A 15,222-nucleotide genomic window follows, 5' to 3' on the forward strand; every position below is an offset into this window, starting at 1 on the left:
CTCTCGGGCGGGGCGGAGGGGCTCCGACCCGGACGTCACAGGTCGGCGAGCTCCCCCAGCCCGAGAGTGCGCAGCGTGTGGTTGGCCATCTGCAGGTGCCCGACGGCGTTCGGGTGGGCCGGGTCGTCCAGCCACGCGATCGGGGCGACGTCGCCGAACTCGGCGCGCCAGTGGGCCTCGTGGTCGACGAGCAGCGCCCCCGTCCCGGCGGCGAGCTCACGGACGGCCTGGCAGTAGGCGGGCAGTTCGGCGCGCGCGGGCAGCGCGTCGTGGCTGACGAGCAACGGCGTGTGCAGCACGATCTGCGCCCCGGCGGACCGCTCGATGATCTCCGTCATGGCGTCGCGGAACTCCGGGAGCCCGGCCAGACCGGCCCGCACGTCGTTGGTGCCGAGCGACAGCGACAGCACGTCGGGCCGGAACCGGCCGATGACGAAGTCGTACGCGCCGAGCACGTCCGTGGCCCGCCACGCCGACACCCCCGAGTTCACGACGATGTCCGTCAGCCGGCCGAGCTGCCAGCACACGCGCTCCTGGACGTGCTCCACCCACCCGCGCGCGCCGTGCGTGTGCAGGACGGCCTGCGTGATGCTGTCCCCGGCCATGACCCAGGTCATCGGCTCGTCGGCGAGTTCGATCATGCGGTTCTTCCCCCTTGCGTTCGTACCTGCGAGAGGAAGTTGATCACACGCCCGAGACCACCCGCGAGCGGTCGCTGCATGACTATGCAGTGATCATCATTTATATAAAACGATGCGTGGACCATGATGCACGGTCGACTGCTCGAAGCTCAATTCCGGCTCAAATAGTGGACCTACTGACGAGTCACGTAATGTGCTCGAAACGTCCACACCCCCTACCAGCGAGAATGTCCGGAAAAGTAGGTAAACATTCAGTAATGAAATCTGTGCATAGGCCTATGAATAGCCCTACTGTGTGGCAACTCTCCAGAGCTGCTCCGCCTGCCGGGGCCCCCACACACAGAGAGAATTCCCATGGTCTCCACCAACCAGGTGTCCCCGCCGGGACAGAGCACCGGCTCCGGGTCCGGTACCACCCACCGGACGCTCCGCCGGAACGTCGGTCTCATCGGCCTCATGTGGGCCTCGGTCGGCTCGATCATCGGCTCGGGCTGGCTGTTCGGCGCCAAGAACGCCGTCACCGCCGCAGGCCCGGCCGCGATCATCTCCTGGGGCATCGGCGCCGTCGCGATCGTCCTGCTGGCGCTCGTGCACGCCGAACTCGGCGGGCTCTTCCCGGTCTCCGGCGGCACCGCGCGCTACCCGCACTACGCCTTCGGCGGCCTCGCAGGCATGTCCTTCGGCTGGTTCTCCTGGCTCCAGGCCGCCACCGTCGCCCCGATCGAGGTCGAGGCGATGATCGGCTACGCCAAGCACTGGTCCTTCGCCGACGGGCTCCAGAACACCAACGGGACCCTCACCACCAGCGGGTTCGTCGTGGCGACCGCCCTGATGGCGGTGTTCGTCGCGGTCAACTTCCTCGGCGTGCGAGTCCTTGCGCGTACGAACAGCGTCGCGACCTGGCTGAAGATCTTCGTGCCGCTTTTCACGATCTTCGTCCTCGCGATCACCAGCTTCCACGGCTCGAACTTCACCTCGCACGGCTTCGCGCCGTTCGGCGCCAAGGGCGTGCTCGCCGCGATCAGCACCAGCGGCATCATCTTCGCGCTGCTCGGCTTCGAGCAGGCCATCCAGATCGCCGGTGAGAGCCGCAACCCCAAGCGCGACATCCCCCGCGCCGTGCTCGGGTCGGTCGCCATCGGCACCCTGATCTACACCCTGCTCCAGGTCGTCTTCATCGGCGCCCTGCCGGTCAGCGCCTTCGCCAACGGCTGGGCCAAGCTGGACTTCCCCGGCATCGACGGCCCCTTCGCGGGCCTGGCCACCCTGGTCGGCCTCGGCTGGCTGTCCTGGGTCCTGTACATGGACGCCATCATCTCCCCCGGTGGCACCGGCCTGATCTACACCACCGCCACCTCGCGCATCTCCTACGGCCTGAGCCGCAACGGCTACGCCCCGCAGAAGTTCGAGCGCCTGGACAAGAACGGCGTGCCGTGGTTCGGCCTGATCATCTCGTTCGTCACCGGCGTCATCTGCTTCCTGCCCTTCCCGAGCTGGCAGGAGCTGGTCGGCTTCATCACCTCCGCCAGCGTGCTGATGTACGCGGGCGCCCCGCTGGCCTTCGGCGCCCTGCGCCGTCGCCTGCCCGACCGTGAGCGCTCCTACCGCCTCCCGGCGGGCGGGGTCATCTCGCCGGCCGCGTTCGTGGTCGCCAGCCTCATCATCTACTGGTCCGGCTGGCAGACCCTGTCCCGCCTGGGCATCGCGATCGTCCTCGGCTACGTCCTGCTCGGCAGCTACGCCGCCTACGCGATCAAGAAGGGCCTGCCGAACGCCCCGCGCCTGAACTGGAAGGCCGCGCAGTGGCTGCCGGTCTACCTGATCGGCCTGGGCCTGGTCTCCTGGCAGGGCGGCTTCGGGGACGGCGCCGGCCGGATCCCGATGTGGTACGACATGGGCATCGTCGCGGTCTTCGCGCTCGGCATCTACTACTGGGCGATCCGCGTCGCCCTGCCGGCCGAGGACATCGAGCGCGAGGTCGCCGACGTGGAGGTGGTCGACGCGGGCGGTCACTGATCCGCGGCGCGGGGCTGACTCCCTGCCCCCGATCGGCCGCTCCCGGCGCCGGGGCCCCCACCACGGGCCCCGGTCGCGGGCACCCGGCCACGAGATCCTGACCGAACGCACCTGAACAACCCGAGCCTTTCGCACCCCAACGGCGGGCCCGCCGGTCGAGCAGCGACCGACGGGCCCGTTCGTGTGCGCCGCCCGGACGCCGCGCGTCAGAGGCGGAGCACGGCCTTGAGCGCCGCCGTCACCTCCGCCTGCGGATCGTCGGCCGCCCCCGGCGAGCGCCACGCCACGAAGCCGTCCGGCCGCACCAGCACCGCACCGTCCGGGCCGATGCCGTGCAGCTCGGCGAAGTCCGCGCCCGGCTCCGGCGCCAGGTCGTCCTCCGCGTCGTCGCCGATCCGGTACGCGTCCATCGGGACGGCCAGCTCGTCCGCCGCCCGCCGGGCACCCGCCCGCCAGGCCTCGCCGTCCGGGCCGGTGAGCAGCACCATCGCCTGCTCGTACAGGTCCAGCGTGGACAGCCGCACGCCCGCGCACACCAGCCACTGGTGCGGGGCGCGGCTGCCGGGCTCACCCGCCGACTCGAACTTCTCGGGGACGACCTCCCCCGCCGGGTCCGCCCCGGCCACCGCGCCCCGCGGGTAGCGGTAGCCGAGCGCCACGGCCAGCACCCCGGCCTGGCGCCCGACGCCCGGCACGACCGCGTACCCGGGGTGGCTGTGCTCGGCCGAGCGGGCCGAGGCGCGCTCGCTGGTCACCCGCGCCACCGGGCGGCGCTCCTGTCCGTACGTCTCCAGCAGGCCCGGCCCGGCCCAGCCGCACAGCACGGCGGCCAGCTTCCAGGCCAGGTTGTGCGCGTCCTGGATGCCGGTGTTGGAGCCGAACGCGCCGGTCGGGGACATCTCGTGCGCCGAGTCGCCGGCGAGGAAGACCCGCCCGGTGCCGTAGCTCTCGGCGACCCGCTCGGCCGCGTGCCACGGCGCCCGGCCGGTCACCTCCACGTCCAGCTCCGGCATGCCGACCGCGGTGCGGATGTGCCGCTCGCACCGCTCGTCGGTGAACGCCTCCAGCGGCTCGCCGTGCTCGGGGTGCCACGGCGCGTGGAAGACCCACTCCTCACGGTTGTCCACCGGCAGCAGCGCGCCGTCCGCCTCCGGGTTGGTGAGGTAGCAGGCGATGAAGTGCCGGTCGCCCACGGCCTCGGCCAGCCGCTTGGCCCGGAACGTGATGCTCACGTTGTGGAACAGCTCGCCCTTGCCGCTCTGCCCGATGCCCAGCCGCTCGCGCACCGGACTGCGCGGGCCGTCCGCCGCGACCAGGTACTCCGAGCGCACCACCCGCTCCTCGCCGGTCTCCCGGCTGCGCAGCACCGAGGTGACGCCGTCGGCGTCCTGCTCGAAGGAGACCAGCTCGGTGCCGAAGCGGATGTCGCCGCCGAGGTCGCGGGCCGCGCGCAGCAGCACCGGCTCCAGGTCGTTCTGGCTGCACAGGCACCACGAGCTGGGGCTGAAGCGGGCCAGGCGCCCGCCCGGGTCGATCTCCCGGAACAGCCACTCCTGCTCGGCGCCGGTCAGCGAGGGCGCCTGGAGGATGCCGTGGTTCGGGGCCAGCACCGAGGCCGCCTCGCGGATCGCCGGCTCGATCCCGGCCACCCGGTACAGCTCCATGGTGCGGACGTTGTTGCCTCGGCCACGCGGGTGACGCGAGGTGTCGGCGTGCTTCTCGACCAGGAGGTGTCTGACCCCCAGTCGGCCGAGGAAGAGCGAGGCCGACAGCCCGACCAGCGAGCCGCCCACGATCAGGACCGGCACCCGGTCGTCTACCTTCGGATTCATCAATTGCTCCACCCTGTACGGGGTTCCGCGGCCCGGCCCGTGGGCCCGGCACCGCCCTCGAAGGGGCCCGCAGCGGCGGCCGCCCCGGTCTTCCATCCCCCGCCGGGGCCGGCTTGTGCCGCCCCTTCGCCCGGATGGCCCGCAAATCTCGCGCGCCCCCGGACGCGCCGCGCACGATCGACCTCAGGCCTGGCGCCGACGGCCCGGGCCGACCGCCATCGCACCGCCCCTTCCCAGGGCCGGGAGCGCCCCGCCGGACGCGGCCGGAGTACGGCCCGCAGCGTGCGGCCCAGAGCAGAAAGTGGATCATGACAACTCTGTCCGAACCGCAGGCGCCGCAGCACGCGGAATCCGAGACCCGGCTGCGGGTCGTCCTGATGCTGGAGATCCAGGACGGCGCGCAGCAGCGCTTCCTCGACGTCTACGAGCAGCTGCGCCACCAGGTGGCCGCGGTGCCCGGCCACGTCAGCGACCAGCTGTGCCAGTCGATCAACGACCCGCGGCAGTGGCTGATCACCAGCGAGTGGGAGGACCAGGAGACGTTCCTGCAGTGGGTCGACAGCGACGCCCACCGGGAGATGGTCAAGCCCATGCACGGTTGCGTCAGCGACAACTTCCGCTCGATGCGCTACGTCGTCCTGCGCGAGACCTCCGCCGCCGGCGGCGCCACCGGCACCCGGGCCCCGATGGAGGTGCCGCCCGGCCTGCCCCGCACCGAGCCCGCCGGCCACGTCGGCCCGCCCAAGGCCGCGCCCGGCCCCGACGGCGTCGTGCGCCACGCCCTGACCTTCACGGTCAAGCCCGGCAGCGAGCCCGAGGTGGCCCGGATCCTGGCCGGCTACACCTCCCCCAAGGCCGACGTGGACGAGCACACCCGGCTGCGCCGCACCTCGCTGTTCATGCACGGCAACCGGGTCGTGCGGGCCGTCGAGGTGACCGGCAACCTGGGCGACGCGCTGCGCCACGTCGCGATGCAGCCCGAGGTGCGGGCCGTCGAGGAGGCCATCAACCCGTACCTGGAGGAGGCCCGGCAGCTCGGCGACCCGCAGTCCGCGCGCGCCTTCTTCGCCCGCGCCGCGCTGCCCGCCAAGGAGCAGGCGATCGCCACCGCGCCCTCGTCCGGGCGCCTGCACCGGCACGCCGTGCTCTACCCGGTCCGCCCCGGCTGCGGCACGGCCGTCACCGAGCTGCTGGCCGGCCACGACGACCTCGCCACCGCCGACCCGACCGGCCCCGTCGCGGCGAGCACCGTGTTCCAGCGCGACGACGTCGTCGTGCGCCTGGTGGACCTGCGGGTGCCCGCCGAGGCCGACCCGGGCGCCGCGCTCGGCGTGGCCGGCGACGAGGGCGCCGCGGCGCTCGCCCGGCTGCTCGACCTCGGCGCGGAGGGCGACCTGCGCACCGTCGCCGGCCGGCGCGCGTTCCTCGCCGCCCGGGGCATGACCCCGATCACCGACCGCAGCTCGCAGGCGAACTGACGGACAGTCACCACACCCGGAGGAACCCCATGTCCACGCAGTACCCACGGATCGTCGACGTCGACGAGGCTCCGGAGAACCGCCGCCACGGCGCCGAGCTGCGCACCATGCTCACCCCGACCAGCTGCGGGGCGACCAGCGGCTTCATGGGCCTGGCCATCGTCCGGCCCGGGGAGCGGATCGCCGAGCACTACCACCCGTACTCCGAGGAGTTCGTGTTCGTCGTCTGCGGCGACCTGGAGGTGGACCTGGACGGCGAGACCCGCTCCCTCGGGCCCGACCAGGGCCTGATGATCCCGATCAACATGCGCCACCGCTTCCGCAACGTCGGCACCACCGAGGCGCGGATGGTCTTCCAGCTCAGCCCGCTCGCCCCGCGCCCCGACCTCGGCCACGTCAGCACCGAGGACCACACGGGCTGCGCGGAGCACGCCGGCGCCGGGGAGTCCGCCGCGTCCGGCCCGCCGGAACACGCCAAGGTGGCCTCGTGACCCGGCGGGTCGCCGTCACCGGGATCGGCGTGGTGGCGCCCGGCGGGGTCGGGGTGCCGGCCTTCTGGGACCTCCTCACCTCCGGCCGCACCGCCACCCGGGGCATCACGCTCTTCGACCCCACCGGGTTCCGCTCCCGGATCGCCGCCGAGTGCGACTTCGACCCGGCGGCGCACGGGCTGGGCCCCGAGGACGTCCAACGGGCCGACCGCTACGTGCAGTTCGCGATGGTGGCGGCCGGCGAGGCGGTCGCCGACGCGGGCCTGGACCTCGCCGCCGAGGACCCGTGGCGGATCGCCGTCTCGCTCGGCACCGCCGTCGGCGGCACCACCCGCCTGGAGCACGACTACGCCCTGGTCAGCTCGTCCGGCGCCCGCTGGGACGTCGACCACCGGCAGGCCGAACCGCAACTGCACCGGGCGTTCGCGCCCAGCACGCTGGCCTCCGCGGTCGCCGAGCGGATCGGCGCGCACGGCCCGGTGCAGACCGTCTCCACCGGCTGCACCTCCGGCCTGGACGCGATCGGCTACGGCTTCCGGGCCGTCGAGGAGGGACGCGCCGACATCTGTGTCGCCGGCGCCTCCGACTCCCCGATCTCGCCGATCACCGTCGCGTGCTTCGACGCCATCAAGGCCACCAGCGAGCGCAACGACGACCCGGAGCACGCCTCCCGCCCCTTCGACGCCCACCGGGACGGTTTCGTCCTCGGCGAGGGCGGCGCCGTCCTGGTGCTGGAGGAGCTGGAGCACGCCCGCCGCCGCGGCGCCCGCATCTACGGGGAGGTCGGCGGCTTCGCCACCTACGGCAACGCCTACCACATGACCGGCCTCACCCAGGAGGGGCTGGAGATGTCCCGGGCGATCGACGACGCGCTCGCCCACGCCCGGGTGAACACCACCGACGTCGACTACGTCAACGCGCACGGCTCGGGCACCAAGCAGAACGACCGGCACGAGACCGCCGCCGTGAAGCGCTCGCTCGGCCCGCACGCGTACGGGACGCCGATGAGCTCGATCAAGTCGATGGTCGGGCACTCGCTCGGCGCGATCGGCGCCATCGAGGTCGTCGCCTGCACGCTGGCGCTCGCCCACGGCGTCGTGCCGCCCACCGCCAACTACGAGACTCCCGACCCGGAGTGCGACCTCGACTACGTGCCGCGCACCGCGCGCGAGCTGCCGCTGAGCCACATCCTCTCGGTCGGCAGCGGGTTCGGCGGATTCCAGTCCGCCGTCGTGCTCAAAAGAACGGGGTGAGATCCATGACGTCACGTCAGCAGGGCCGCCGGGCGGTGATCACCGGCATCGGCGTGGTGGCACCGAACGGTGTCGGGGCCGACGCCTTCTGGAAGGCCACCAGGCAGGGCGTGAGCGTCCTCGACCGGATATCCCGCGAGGGCTGCACCGCGCTGCCGCTGCGCGTCGCCGGACAGGTGCGGGACTTCGACCCGCAGGCCGTGATCGACAGCCGCTACCTGGTGCAGACCGACCGCTTCACGCACTACGCGATGGCCGCCGCCGACCTGGCCGTGACCGACGCCCGCTTCACGCCCGACCCCGAACAGCCCTACGCCGTCGGCGTGGTGACCGCGGCCGGCTCCGGCGGCGGCGAGTTCGGCCAGCGCGAGCTCCAGCAGCTCTGGGGCCAGGGCCCCCGGTTCGTCGGCCCCTACCAGTCCATCGCCTGGTTCTACGCGGCCAGCACCGGACAGATCTCCATCCGCGGCGGCTACAAGGGCCCCTGCGGCGTCGTCGCCAGCGACGAGGCCGGCGGCCTGGACGCGCTCGCCCACGCCGCCCGCTCGATCGAGCACGGCACCGACGCGGTGGTGGCCGGCGCCGCGGAGGCCCCGCTCGCGCCGTACTCGATGGTCTGCCAGCTCGGCTACCCCGAGCTCAGCCTCGCCGACGATCCCGACCGGGCCTACCTGCCGTTCACCGCGCAGGCCTGCGGCTTCTCCCCCGCCGAGGGCGGCGCGATGGTGCTGCTGGAGGACGAGGGGACCGCGCGGCGCCGCGGCGCCGTCGTCCGCGCCCACCTGGCCGGGCACGGCGCCACCTTCACCGGCGCCTCCCGGTGGGAGGAGTCCCGCGAGGGCCTGGCCGCCGCGATCCGGACCGCGCTGGACGAGGCCCGGATCGCACCCGAGGAGGTCGACGTGGTCTTCGCCGACGCGCTCGGCGTCCCGGCCGCCGACCGGGCCGAGGCCCTCGCCATCGCCGACGCCCTCGGCCCGGCCGCCGAGCGCGTCCCGGTCACCGCGCCCAAGACCGGCACCGGCCGCGCCTACTGCGGCGCCCCGCTGCTGGACGTCGCGGCCGCCGTCCTCGCCATGGAGGACGGCGTGCTCCCGCCCACCCCCAACGTCACCGAGGTCTGCCACGACCTCGCCCTGGTGACCGGCCGCGCCCGGCCGGCCGAGTTGCGCACCGCGCTGGTGCTCAGCCGCGGGCTGATGGGCTCCAACTCCGCGCTGGTGCTCCGGCGCGGGGAGCGGTCCTGACCCGCGCGGCAATCCAGAAGTGCCATCAGTGCCGGACGTTCCAGCTGTTCCGCAGTTCCGCAGTTCCGCAGTTCCGCAGTTCCGAAGCTCCGAAGGGACACCCCGTGAGCAACACCCTCAGTTACCCCGAACTGGCAGCCCTGCTCCAGGCCCGGGCCGGCGTCACCGTCGAACCCGACGAACTGGAGCGCCCCGGCTCCTACTTCGACGACTTCGGCGTCGACTCACTCGGCCTGCTCGGCGTGGTCGGCGAGTTGGAGAACCGGCACGGCCTCAAGGTCACCTCGGGCGCCGAGTCCGCCAAGACCCCGGCCGAGTTCGTCCAGCTCGTCAACGCCTCCCTCGCGACGAAGGCCGGTGCCTGACATGCCCGGACACACCGACAACGAGATCGTCATCGCCGCTCCGCTCGACCTGGTCTGGGAGATGACCAACGACCTGGAGAACTGGCCGGACCTGTTCAGCGAGTACGCCTCCGTCGACGTCCTGGAGCGCGACGGCGACAGCGTCCGCTTCCGGCTCACCATGCACCCGGACGAGAACGGCCAGGTGTGGAGCTGGGTCTCCGAGCGCACCACCGACAAGTCCTCGCTCGCGGTGCGCGCCCGCCGGGTCGAGCCCGGCCCGTTCGAGTTCATGGAGATCCGCTGGGAGTACGCGGAGGTCCCGTCCGGCACGAAGATGCGCTGGATCCAGGACTTCGCCATGAAGCCCACCGCGCCGGTGGACGACGACGGCATGGTCAACCACATCAACAAGAACTCCCGGATCCAGATGCAGCTGATCCGCGAGAAGGTCGAGCTGCGGGCCGGGGAGAGGTGAGCGGAGTGCACCGCGCCCTGATCGTCGCCCGGATGAAGCCGGAGGCGGCCCCCGACATCGCCGAGGTGTTCGCCGAGTCCGACCGCGGCGACCTGCCGCACCTGATCGGCGTCACCGGCCGCAGCCTCTTCCAGTTCGGCGACGTCTACCTGCACCTCATCGAGGCCGACCGCCCGCCGGGCCCGGCCGTCGCCAAGGTCGTCGGTCACCCGGAGTTCCGGGCCGTCAGCGACCGCCTCACCGCCTACGTCCAGGCGTACGACCCCGCCACCTGGCGGGAGCCCAAGGACGCGATGGCGCGCGAGTTCTACCGCTGGGACCGCTGAGCCGCAGCGCCCCGCCGAGTCCTCGCGACCCTTTGGGCCCGCCCCCGGCCACCCGCCGGGGGCGGGCCCACGCACGTCCCGGCCCGCCTTCGAGCGCCGACGGTTCGTGGCCGTCGTAACCCCGTTCACCCGGATCGCCCGCGCGCTCGGGTGAACCCGCCCGGGAGTCCATTCGAAAGGCGCACCCGCCACGCGGGCCCCGCGCTCCTCCGGTGGCAGGCGGCGGCGCCGTGGTTGACGGTGGATCAGGCGCATTCCCCGCGAGTCCCCTTGCCCGGCACCCGCCGGGCGTCGCGGGCCAGCGCGCCGGAAGGATCATCCTCATGCGTTCTGCACGCACGCTGCTCGCCGGAGCGGCCGTCGCCGCCGTCCTGACCGTCGGCACCCCCCTCGCCTTCGCGGACGGGTCCGCGGACCAGGGCAAGAACCTCACCTGGCAGGAGAAGCAGCCCGACAAGGCCGCCAGTACCGATGACAAGGGCGCGGGCGACCACAAGGGTTCCTCCGCCACCGAAGAGCACAAGGGCTCGGAGGAACACAAGGGCTCGGAGGAACACAAGGGCAGCGACGCCTACGGCGACAAGGGCGAGGAGCACAAGGCCCCGCACGGCGGTGTGCACACCGGCGGCGGCGGCCTGGCCCTGTCCGGCGGTGGCCTGGCCTCGGGCGCGGTCCTGCTCCTCGGCGGGCTCGGCGCGGGCGCCCTCGCCCTGCGCCGCGGCCGCCGCACGGCCGGCGCCGCCGTCTGATCCCCGCCGCCGCCCCTGGGCGCCACCCCGCCACCGCGGGGGCGCGCCCGGGGGCGGTGGCCCGTCCCGCGGGCGCCCTCCCGCGGGCGCCGTTCCGGAAAGGTGGGCCTCGGTGCTTCCCGTCCCTGGCACGTCCAAGCTGCTACGCGTCGGCATGAGCGCGGCAGCGGTCGGCGTGCTGCTGATGTACAACTCGGTGGACTCCCGGACCGCCGACGAGTCCTCGTCCGCCGAGGCCGCTCCCCCGGCCGCCACCGCACCGGCCGCCCCCGGCCCGTCGGCCTCCCCCGCCGCGGCGGGCAAGCCGGGCCCGACGGCCGCCACGGGCGCGGCGGCGGCACCGGCGGCACCGGCGCTGAAGCGGTCCAAGCCGACCCGGCTGCGGATCCCGCAGATCGCCGTGGACGCCCCCTTCACCGAGCTGACGCTCGGCCCGGCGGGCCAGCTCAACGCCCCGCCGCCGGACGACAAGAACCTGGTCGGCTGGTACAAGGACGGCGCGACCCCGGGTGAGCGCGGCAGCGCCGTCGTCGCCGGCCACGTCGACACCACCAAGGGCCCGGCGGTGTTCCTGCTGCTGAGCCTGCTGCTGCCGGGCAACAAGGTCGAGGTGGCGCGCGCGGACGGCACCGTCGCGGTGTTCTCGGTGGATTCCGTCGAGACCTTCGCCAAGAACGCCTTCCCCGACCAGAAGGTGTACGGCAAGACCCCGGACGCGCAGCTGCGGCTGATCACCTGCGGCGGCGTGTACGACAAGAAGCGGCGGGACTACCTCGACAACGTCGTCGTGTTCGCCCACCTGGAGTCCTCGCACAAGGCGTGACCTCCACGCGCAACGGCCGCTGCTCCCCGTCGAGTCGGGGGGCAGCGGCCGTTCGGCGCGCGGTGGGCGGGTCAGCCGCGGACGGTGGCCTCGAAGGCGTGCAGGTAGGGGTTGACCGGGCGGACGTCGGAGACGTCCAGGCCGGCCGCCTCCATCAGCCGGACCAGGCTCTCCTTGGAGTGCTTCGCGCCGCCGACGTTGAGCAGCAGCATCAGGTCCATCGCGGTGGTGAAGCGCATCGACGGGCTGTCGTCGACGAGATTCTCGACGACCACGACGCGCGCGCCCGGCCGGGCCACGGCCACGACGTTGCCGAGGGTGCGGCGGGTGCTCTCGTCGTCCCACTCCAGGATGTTCTTGATGATGTAGAGGTCGGCGCGGACGGGGATGTCCTTGCGGCAGTCCCCGGGCACCAGGCGGGCCCGCGCCGAGAACGCGCCGCCGTCCTGGAGCCGCGCGTCCGCCCCGGCCACCACCTTGGGCAGGTCGAGCAGGGTGCCGTGCAGCGCCGGGTGCTTCTCCAGCAGGCTGGCGAGGACGTGGCCCTGGCCGCCGCCGATGTCCGCCACCGAGTCGACACCGGTGAGGTCCAGGTAGTCGGCGAAGTCCCGGGCGGACTGCCGGCTGGAGGTGGTCATCGCCTTGTCGAAGACCTTCGCCGAGTCGTGCGCGTCGCTGTGCAGGTAGTCGAAGAACTCCTTGCCGAACAGCTCAGGGAAGACGTTGCGGCCCGAGCGCACCGCCTCGTCCAGCTTCGGCCAGGCCTCCCAGGTCCACGGTTCGGTGCACCAGAGGGAGATGTAGCGCAGCGAGTTGGGGGCGTCCTCGCGCAGCAGGCGGGACATCTCGGTGTGCTCGAAGCGCTCCTCGCCAGGCTCGGCCGTCTCGGCGAAGATGCCGTAGCAGGTGAGCGCGCGCAGCAGGCGGCGCAGCGGGCGGGGTTCGATGTCGAGCGCGGCGGAGAGCTCGGTGACGGTCATCGGCGTGTCGCCGAGCGCGTCGGCGACGCCGAGCCGGGCGGCGGCCCGGACGGCCGCGGCGCAGGCGGCGCCGAAGACGAGCTCGCGCAGGCGCATCGCGGCCTGGGGGCTGGTGTGGGCGGGTGCGGTGGTCATGGGCGGTCCTTCGGGGGTCTGGGGTGACGGTGGGCTTCAGCAGCGGCCGGACGGCTCGGACACGGCGCAGGTGTTGCGGGCGAAGGTGTTGCCGGTGCCGGTGTCGCGGTCGGCGAGGTCCGCGGGGCCGTTGCCGCTCAGCTTGTTGCCGGTGACGCTCACCCGGGTGTTGGGGACGCCGACGACGCTCTTGAACAGGACGATGCCGCCGGAGAAGTCCGTGCGGCCGACGTTGTCGTGGACCTCGTTGTCGGTCACCCGGGCGTCCTCGGTGCCGGTGAGCACGATGCCGGCGCCCTGGATGGCGCCGAGGCGGGGATTGGCGGGGCAGAACTTGTTGTTGGCGACCACCCGGTTCTTCCTGACGTCGAGGTCCCCGGCGCGGGGCACGCCCTCGTCGCCGACCACGAAGACCCCACCGCAGTTGCCGCTGATCTCGTTGCCCTGGACGGTCAGCGCGCGCAGCCGGCGCACGGTGACGCCGACCCGGTTCCCGGAGAGCTCGTTGCCCTCGACGCGGGTGCCCCCGGTGTCGGGCGCGCCGCCCTCGCGGTAGGCGTAGTTGGCGAGGAAGACGCCGGACTGGCCGTTGTCGGTCGCGCGGTTGCCGAGGATGACGGCCCTGGTGGAGATCTCCTGGCTGATGCCCTGCTGGCCGTTGTCGTGGACGTAGGTGGCGCGGACGGTCAGGCCGGTGGTGCCGCTGGCGTCGATGCCGTTCCTGGTGAAGCCCGTGACGGCGAGGGCCTCGATGGTGACGTCGGGCAGCGGGGCCGCCTCGGTGCCGTCCACGCAGAGGCCGTGGCCGGCGGTGGCGCAGGCGTTCTCGGTGCCGTCGCCGGGCACGATCACGGTGGCGGGGCCGGCGCCGCGCAGGGTGAGGCCGGGGGTGGTGACGCGGACGCTGCCGCGGTACGTGCCGGGCAGGACCTGGACGGTGTCGCCGGGCCGGGCGGCGTCGACGGCCCGCTGGATCGATTCGCCGGGGTGGACGAGGATCAGCGCCGGCTCGGCCGCGTGGGCGGGGGCGGCGGCGAGGACGGTGGTCAGGGAGCAGACCGCGGCGGTGGCCGCGGCGAGGTGGTGGACCCGTCGCGTGGGCATGTGTGGACCTGTTCTTTCCTCCGCGCGGGGCCCGGGACGCCGTCGGCGCCGGGACGTCCTGGCGCGGCGCTCGTCCTGCGCGGTACGTGGTGTGTGCGGGTGATGACGGACGGTGGGGACGACCGAATCGACGCTATGGGCGCCCGGGTGGGCCCGCCACCAGGGCTGGGCTGCGGGACTGACGGGGCGTCGGCCGGTCGGCGGTACGGCCCGGCACGGCGCGCCGGGCGGGGCCCGGACGGCGCCGCCGGGCCCGTTTTCGGGACACGCCCGGCCGCGTGGCATGCTCGGGGCCGTGAACAGCACCGCTCCCGTACCGCCCGCCGCCATCGTCCGCAACCCGATCGGCGCCCACGTGCCGGTCGCCGCCCGCGGTCTGGCCGGGACCGGCCTCGCGTACGCGCGGCGGGTCGGCGCGGAGACGGTGCAGGTGTTCGTGGCGAACCCGCGCGGCTGGGCCACGCCGCCGGGCAACCCCGCGCAGGACGAGGAGTTCCGCACCGCCTGCGCCGAGCAGGGCGTCCCTGCCTGGGTGCACGCGCCGTACCTGATCAACTTCGGCTCCGACAACCCCGCGACGAGGGAGCGCTCGGCCGTCTCACTGCGCCACTCCCTGCTTCGCGGGCACGCGATCGGCGCCCTCGGGGTCGTCCTTCACACCGGCTCCGCCGTCGGCACGGCACCCGGGGGCGGCTCCCGCCGGGCCGAGGCGATGGCCCAGGTGCGGGCGGACGTCCGGCCGCTGCTGGACGAACTCGACGCGCTCGGCGACGACGCGCCCTGGCTGCTGCTGGAACCGACGGCCGGCCAGGGCAGCTCCCTCTGCTCCCGGATGGAGGACCTCGCCGAGTACGTCGAGGCGCTGGAGGGCCACCCGAAGGTCGGCGTCTGCCTCGACACCTGCCACGCCTTCGCCGCCGGGCACGACCTCGCCGTGCCGGGCGGCGTCACGGCGGCCCTGGACGCGCTGGTCGACGCCGCCGGTCCCGGCCGGCTGCGGCTGATCCACGCCAACGACTCCGAGGACGTCGTCGGCGCGCGCAAGGACCGGCACGCCAACATCGGCGCCGGGATGATCGGCGCGGAGCCGTTCCGCGAGCTGTTCGAGCACCCGGCGACGGCCGGCGTGCCGCTGGTCGTCGAGACGCCCGACCGCAAGCACGGCGGGGACGGCACCGGGCACGCGATGGACATCACCGCCCTGAAGGAGCTGCGCGAGCGGGCCACCGTCAGGGTGTAGCGGGTCCCCGACCGGGCGCGGGCTCTCGGGAGGCCGGTCCGGGGCCGCGATGGCAGGCTGGACGAGTCACTGCCTCCGGCTCCTG

General features: G+C 73.5%; 15 protein-coding genes. 11 read left to right on the forward strand and 4 right to left on the reverse strand.

What is annotated here, in order from left to right:
• Positions 1-35: 35 nt before the first annotated feature.
• Positions 36-641, reverse strand: coding sequence for an SGNH/GDSL hydrolase family protein (locus PUR71_RS38895; protein WP_329932006.1), 606 nt, complete (start codon positions 639-641; stop codon positions 36-38).
• Positions 642-995: 354 nt separating this feature from the next.
• Here PUR71_RS38895 and PUR71_RS38900 point away from each other — a divergent pair, with 354 nt between their 5' ends.
• Positions 996-2,657, forward strand: a complete 1,662-nt coding sequence (locus PUR71_RS38900) for an APC family permease (protein ID WP_329932007.1) — start codon at positions 996-998, stop codon at positions 2,655-2,657.
• 206 nt (positions 2,658-2,863) lie between these two features.
• On the opposite strand, the gene PUR71_RS38905 is transcribed toward PUR71_RS38900, so the two are convergent.
• Positions 2,864-4,489, reverse strand: a complete 1,626-nt coding sequence (locus PUR71_RS38905) for an FAD-dependent oxidoreductase (protein WP_329932008.1) — start codon at positions 4,487-4,489, stop codon at positions 2,864-2,866.
• A gap of 308 nt (positions 4,490-4,797) precedes the next feature.
• Between PUR71_RS38905 and PUR71_RS38910 the strand changes: the two genes are divergently transcribed.
• The 9 genes from PUR71_RS38910 (at position 4,798) to PUR71_RS38950 (ending at position 11,678) form a co-directional block, all read left to right on the forward strand.
• The gene (locus tag PUR71_RS38910) at positions 4,798-5,967 is read left to right on the forward strand and encodes a SchA/CurD-like domain-containing protein (RefSeq protein ID WP_329932009.1); all 1,170 of its coding nucleotides are present in this window, start codon (positions 4,798-4,800) and stop codon (positions 5,965-5,967) included.
• 29 nt (positions 5,968-5,996) lie between these two features.
• Complete coding sequence (locus PUR71_RS38915; protein ID WP_329932010.1) at positions 5,997-6,458, forward strand: cupin domain-containing protein; 462 nt, start codon at positions 5,997-5,999, stop codon at positions 6,456-6,458.
• On the forward strand, positions 6,455-7,711 hold the full coding sequence (locus PUR71_RS38920) for a beta-ketoacyl-[acyl-carrier-protein] synthase family protein (RefSeq protein ID WP_329932011.1): 1,257 nt from the start codon (positions 6,455-6,457) through the stop codon (positions 7,709-7,711). Before PUR71_RS38915 ends, PUR71_RS38920 begins: the two co-directional genes overlap by 4 nt.
• Positions 7,712-7,716: 5 nt before the next feature.
• On the forward strand, positions 7,717-8,958 hold the full coding sequence (locus PUR71_RS38925; RefSeq protein ID WP_329932012.1) for a ketosynthase chain-length factor: 1,242 nt from the start codon (positions 7,717-7,719) through the stop codon (positions 8,956-8,958).
• Between the two features lie 104 nt (positions 8,959-9,062).
• Entirely contained in the window at positions 9,063-9,323 is a 261-nt protein-coding gene (locus PUR71_RS38930) for an acyl carrier protein (RefSeq protein ID WP_329932013.1), read from the forward strand.
• 1 nt (position 9,324) lies between these two features.
• Positions 9,325-9,780 (forward strand): SRPBCC family protein, encoded by a 456-nt coding sequence (locus PUR71_RS38935; RefSeq protein WP_329932014.1) that lies wholly within the window; start codon positions 9,325-9,327, stop codon positions 9,778-9,780.
• A 5-nt stretch (positions 9,781-9,785) separates the two neighbouring features.
• A complete protein-coding gene (locus tag PUR71_RS38940) occupies positions 9,786-10,106 on the forward strand; it encodes a TcmI family type II polyketide cyclase (protein ID WP_329932052.1) in 321 nt (106 codons plus the stop codon).
• A gap of 323 nt (positions 10,107-10,429) precedes the next feature.
• A complete protein-coding gene (locus PUR71_RS38945; protein WP_329932015.1) occupies positions 10,430-10,855 on the forward strand; it encodes a hypothetical protein in 426 nt (141 codons plus the stop codon).
• Positions 10,856-11,009: 154 nt separating this feature from the next.
• Positions 11,010-11,678, forward strand: coding sequence for a class F sortase (locus PUR71_RS38950; RefSeq protein ID WP_329932053.1), 669 nt, complete (start codon positions 11,010-11,012; stop codon positions 11,676-11,678).
• A gap of 71 nt (positions 11,679-11,749) precedes the next feature.
• Here PUR71_RS38950 and PUR71_RS38955 read toward each other — a convergent pair whose 3' ends face one another.
• Both PUR71_RS38955 and PUR71_RS38960 read right to left on the reverse strand, forming a co-directional pair.
• The gene (locus PUR71_RS38955) at positions 11,750-12,793 is read right to left on the reverse strand and encodes a methyltransferase (RefSeq protein ID WP_329932016.1); all 1,044 of its coding nucleotides are present in this window, start codon (positions 12,791-12,793) and stop codon (positions 11,750-11,752) included.
• Positions 12,794-12,829: 36 nt separating this feature from the next.
• Positions 12,830-13,897, reverse strand: a complete 1,068-nt coding sequence (locus tag PUR71_RS38960) for a right-handed parallel beta-helix repeat-containing protein (protein WP_329932017.1) — start codon at positions 13,895-13,897, stop codon at positions 12,830-12,832.
• Positions 13,898-14,180: 283 nt separating this feature from the next.
• On the opposite strand from PUR71_RS38960, the gene PUR71_RS38965 reads away from it, so the two are divergent.
• A complete protein-coding gene (locus PUR71_RS38965; protein ID WP_329932018.1) occupies positions 14,181-15,137 on the forward strand; it encodes a deoxyribonuclease IV in 957 nt (318 codons plus the stop codon).
• Positions 15,138-15,222 lie beyond the last annotated feature (85 nt).

The sequence above is a fragment of the Streptomyces sp. SP17BM10 genome (assembly GCF_036322405.1).
In the GTDB taxonomy this organism is placed as follows: Bacteria; Actinomycetota; Actinomycetes; order Streptomycetales; family Streptomycetaceae; genus Kitasatospora.

Bases quoted from the DNA above. Each gene is read 5' to 3' on its own strand.
- PUR71_RS38955 (WP_329932016.1), bottom strand. From the start codon at position 12,793: ATGACCACCGCACCCGCCCACACCAGCCCCCAGGCCGCGATGCGCCTG.
- PUR71_RS38935 (WP_329932014.1), top strand. From the start codon at position 9,325: ATGCCCGGACACACCGACAACGAGATCGTCATCGCCGCTCCGCTCGAC.
- PUR71_RS38905 (WP_329932008.1), bottom strand. From the start codon at position 4,489: ATGAATCCGAAGGTAGACGACCGGGTGCCGGTCCTGATCGTGGGCGGC.
- PUR71_RS38900 (WP_329932007.1), top strand. From the start codon at position 996: ATGGTCTCCACCAACCAGGTGTCCCCGCCGGGACAGAGCACCGGCTCC.
- PUR71_RS38945 (WP_329932015.1), top strand. From the start codon at position 10,430: ATGCGTTCTGCACGCACGCTGCTCGCCGGAGCGGCCGTCGCCGCCGTC.
- PUR71_RS38910 (WP_329932009.1), top strand. From the start codon at position 4,798: ATGACAACTCTGTCCGAACCGCAGGCGCCGCAGCACGCGGAATCCGAG.
- PUR71_RS38965 (WP_329932018.1), top strand. From the start codon at position 14,181: ATGCTCGGGGCCGTGAACAGCACCGCTCCCGTACCGCCCGCCGCCATC.
- PUR71_RS38960 (WP_329932017.1), bottom strand. From the start codon at position 13,897: ATGCCCACGCGACGGGTCCACCACCTCGCCGCGGCCACCGCCGCGGTC.
- PUR71_RS38915 (WP_329932010.1), top strand. From the start codon at position 5,997: ATGTCCACGCAGTACCCACGGATCGTCGACGTCGACGAGGCTCCGGAG.
- PUR71_RS38895 (WP_329932006.1), bottom strand. From the start codon at position 641: ATGATCGAACTCGCCGACGAGCCGATGACCTGGGTCATGGCCGGGGAC.
- PUR71_RS38950 (WP_329932053.1), top strand. From the start codon at position 11,010: ATGAGCGCGGCAGCGGTCGGCGTGCTGCTGATGTACAACTCGGTGGAC.
- PUR71_RS38925 (WP_329932012.1), top strand. From the start codon at position 7,717: ATGACGTCACGTCAGCAGGGCCGCCGGGCGGTGATCACCGGCATCGGC.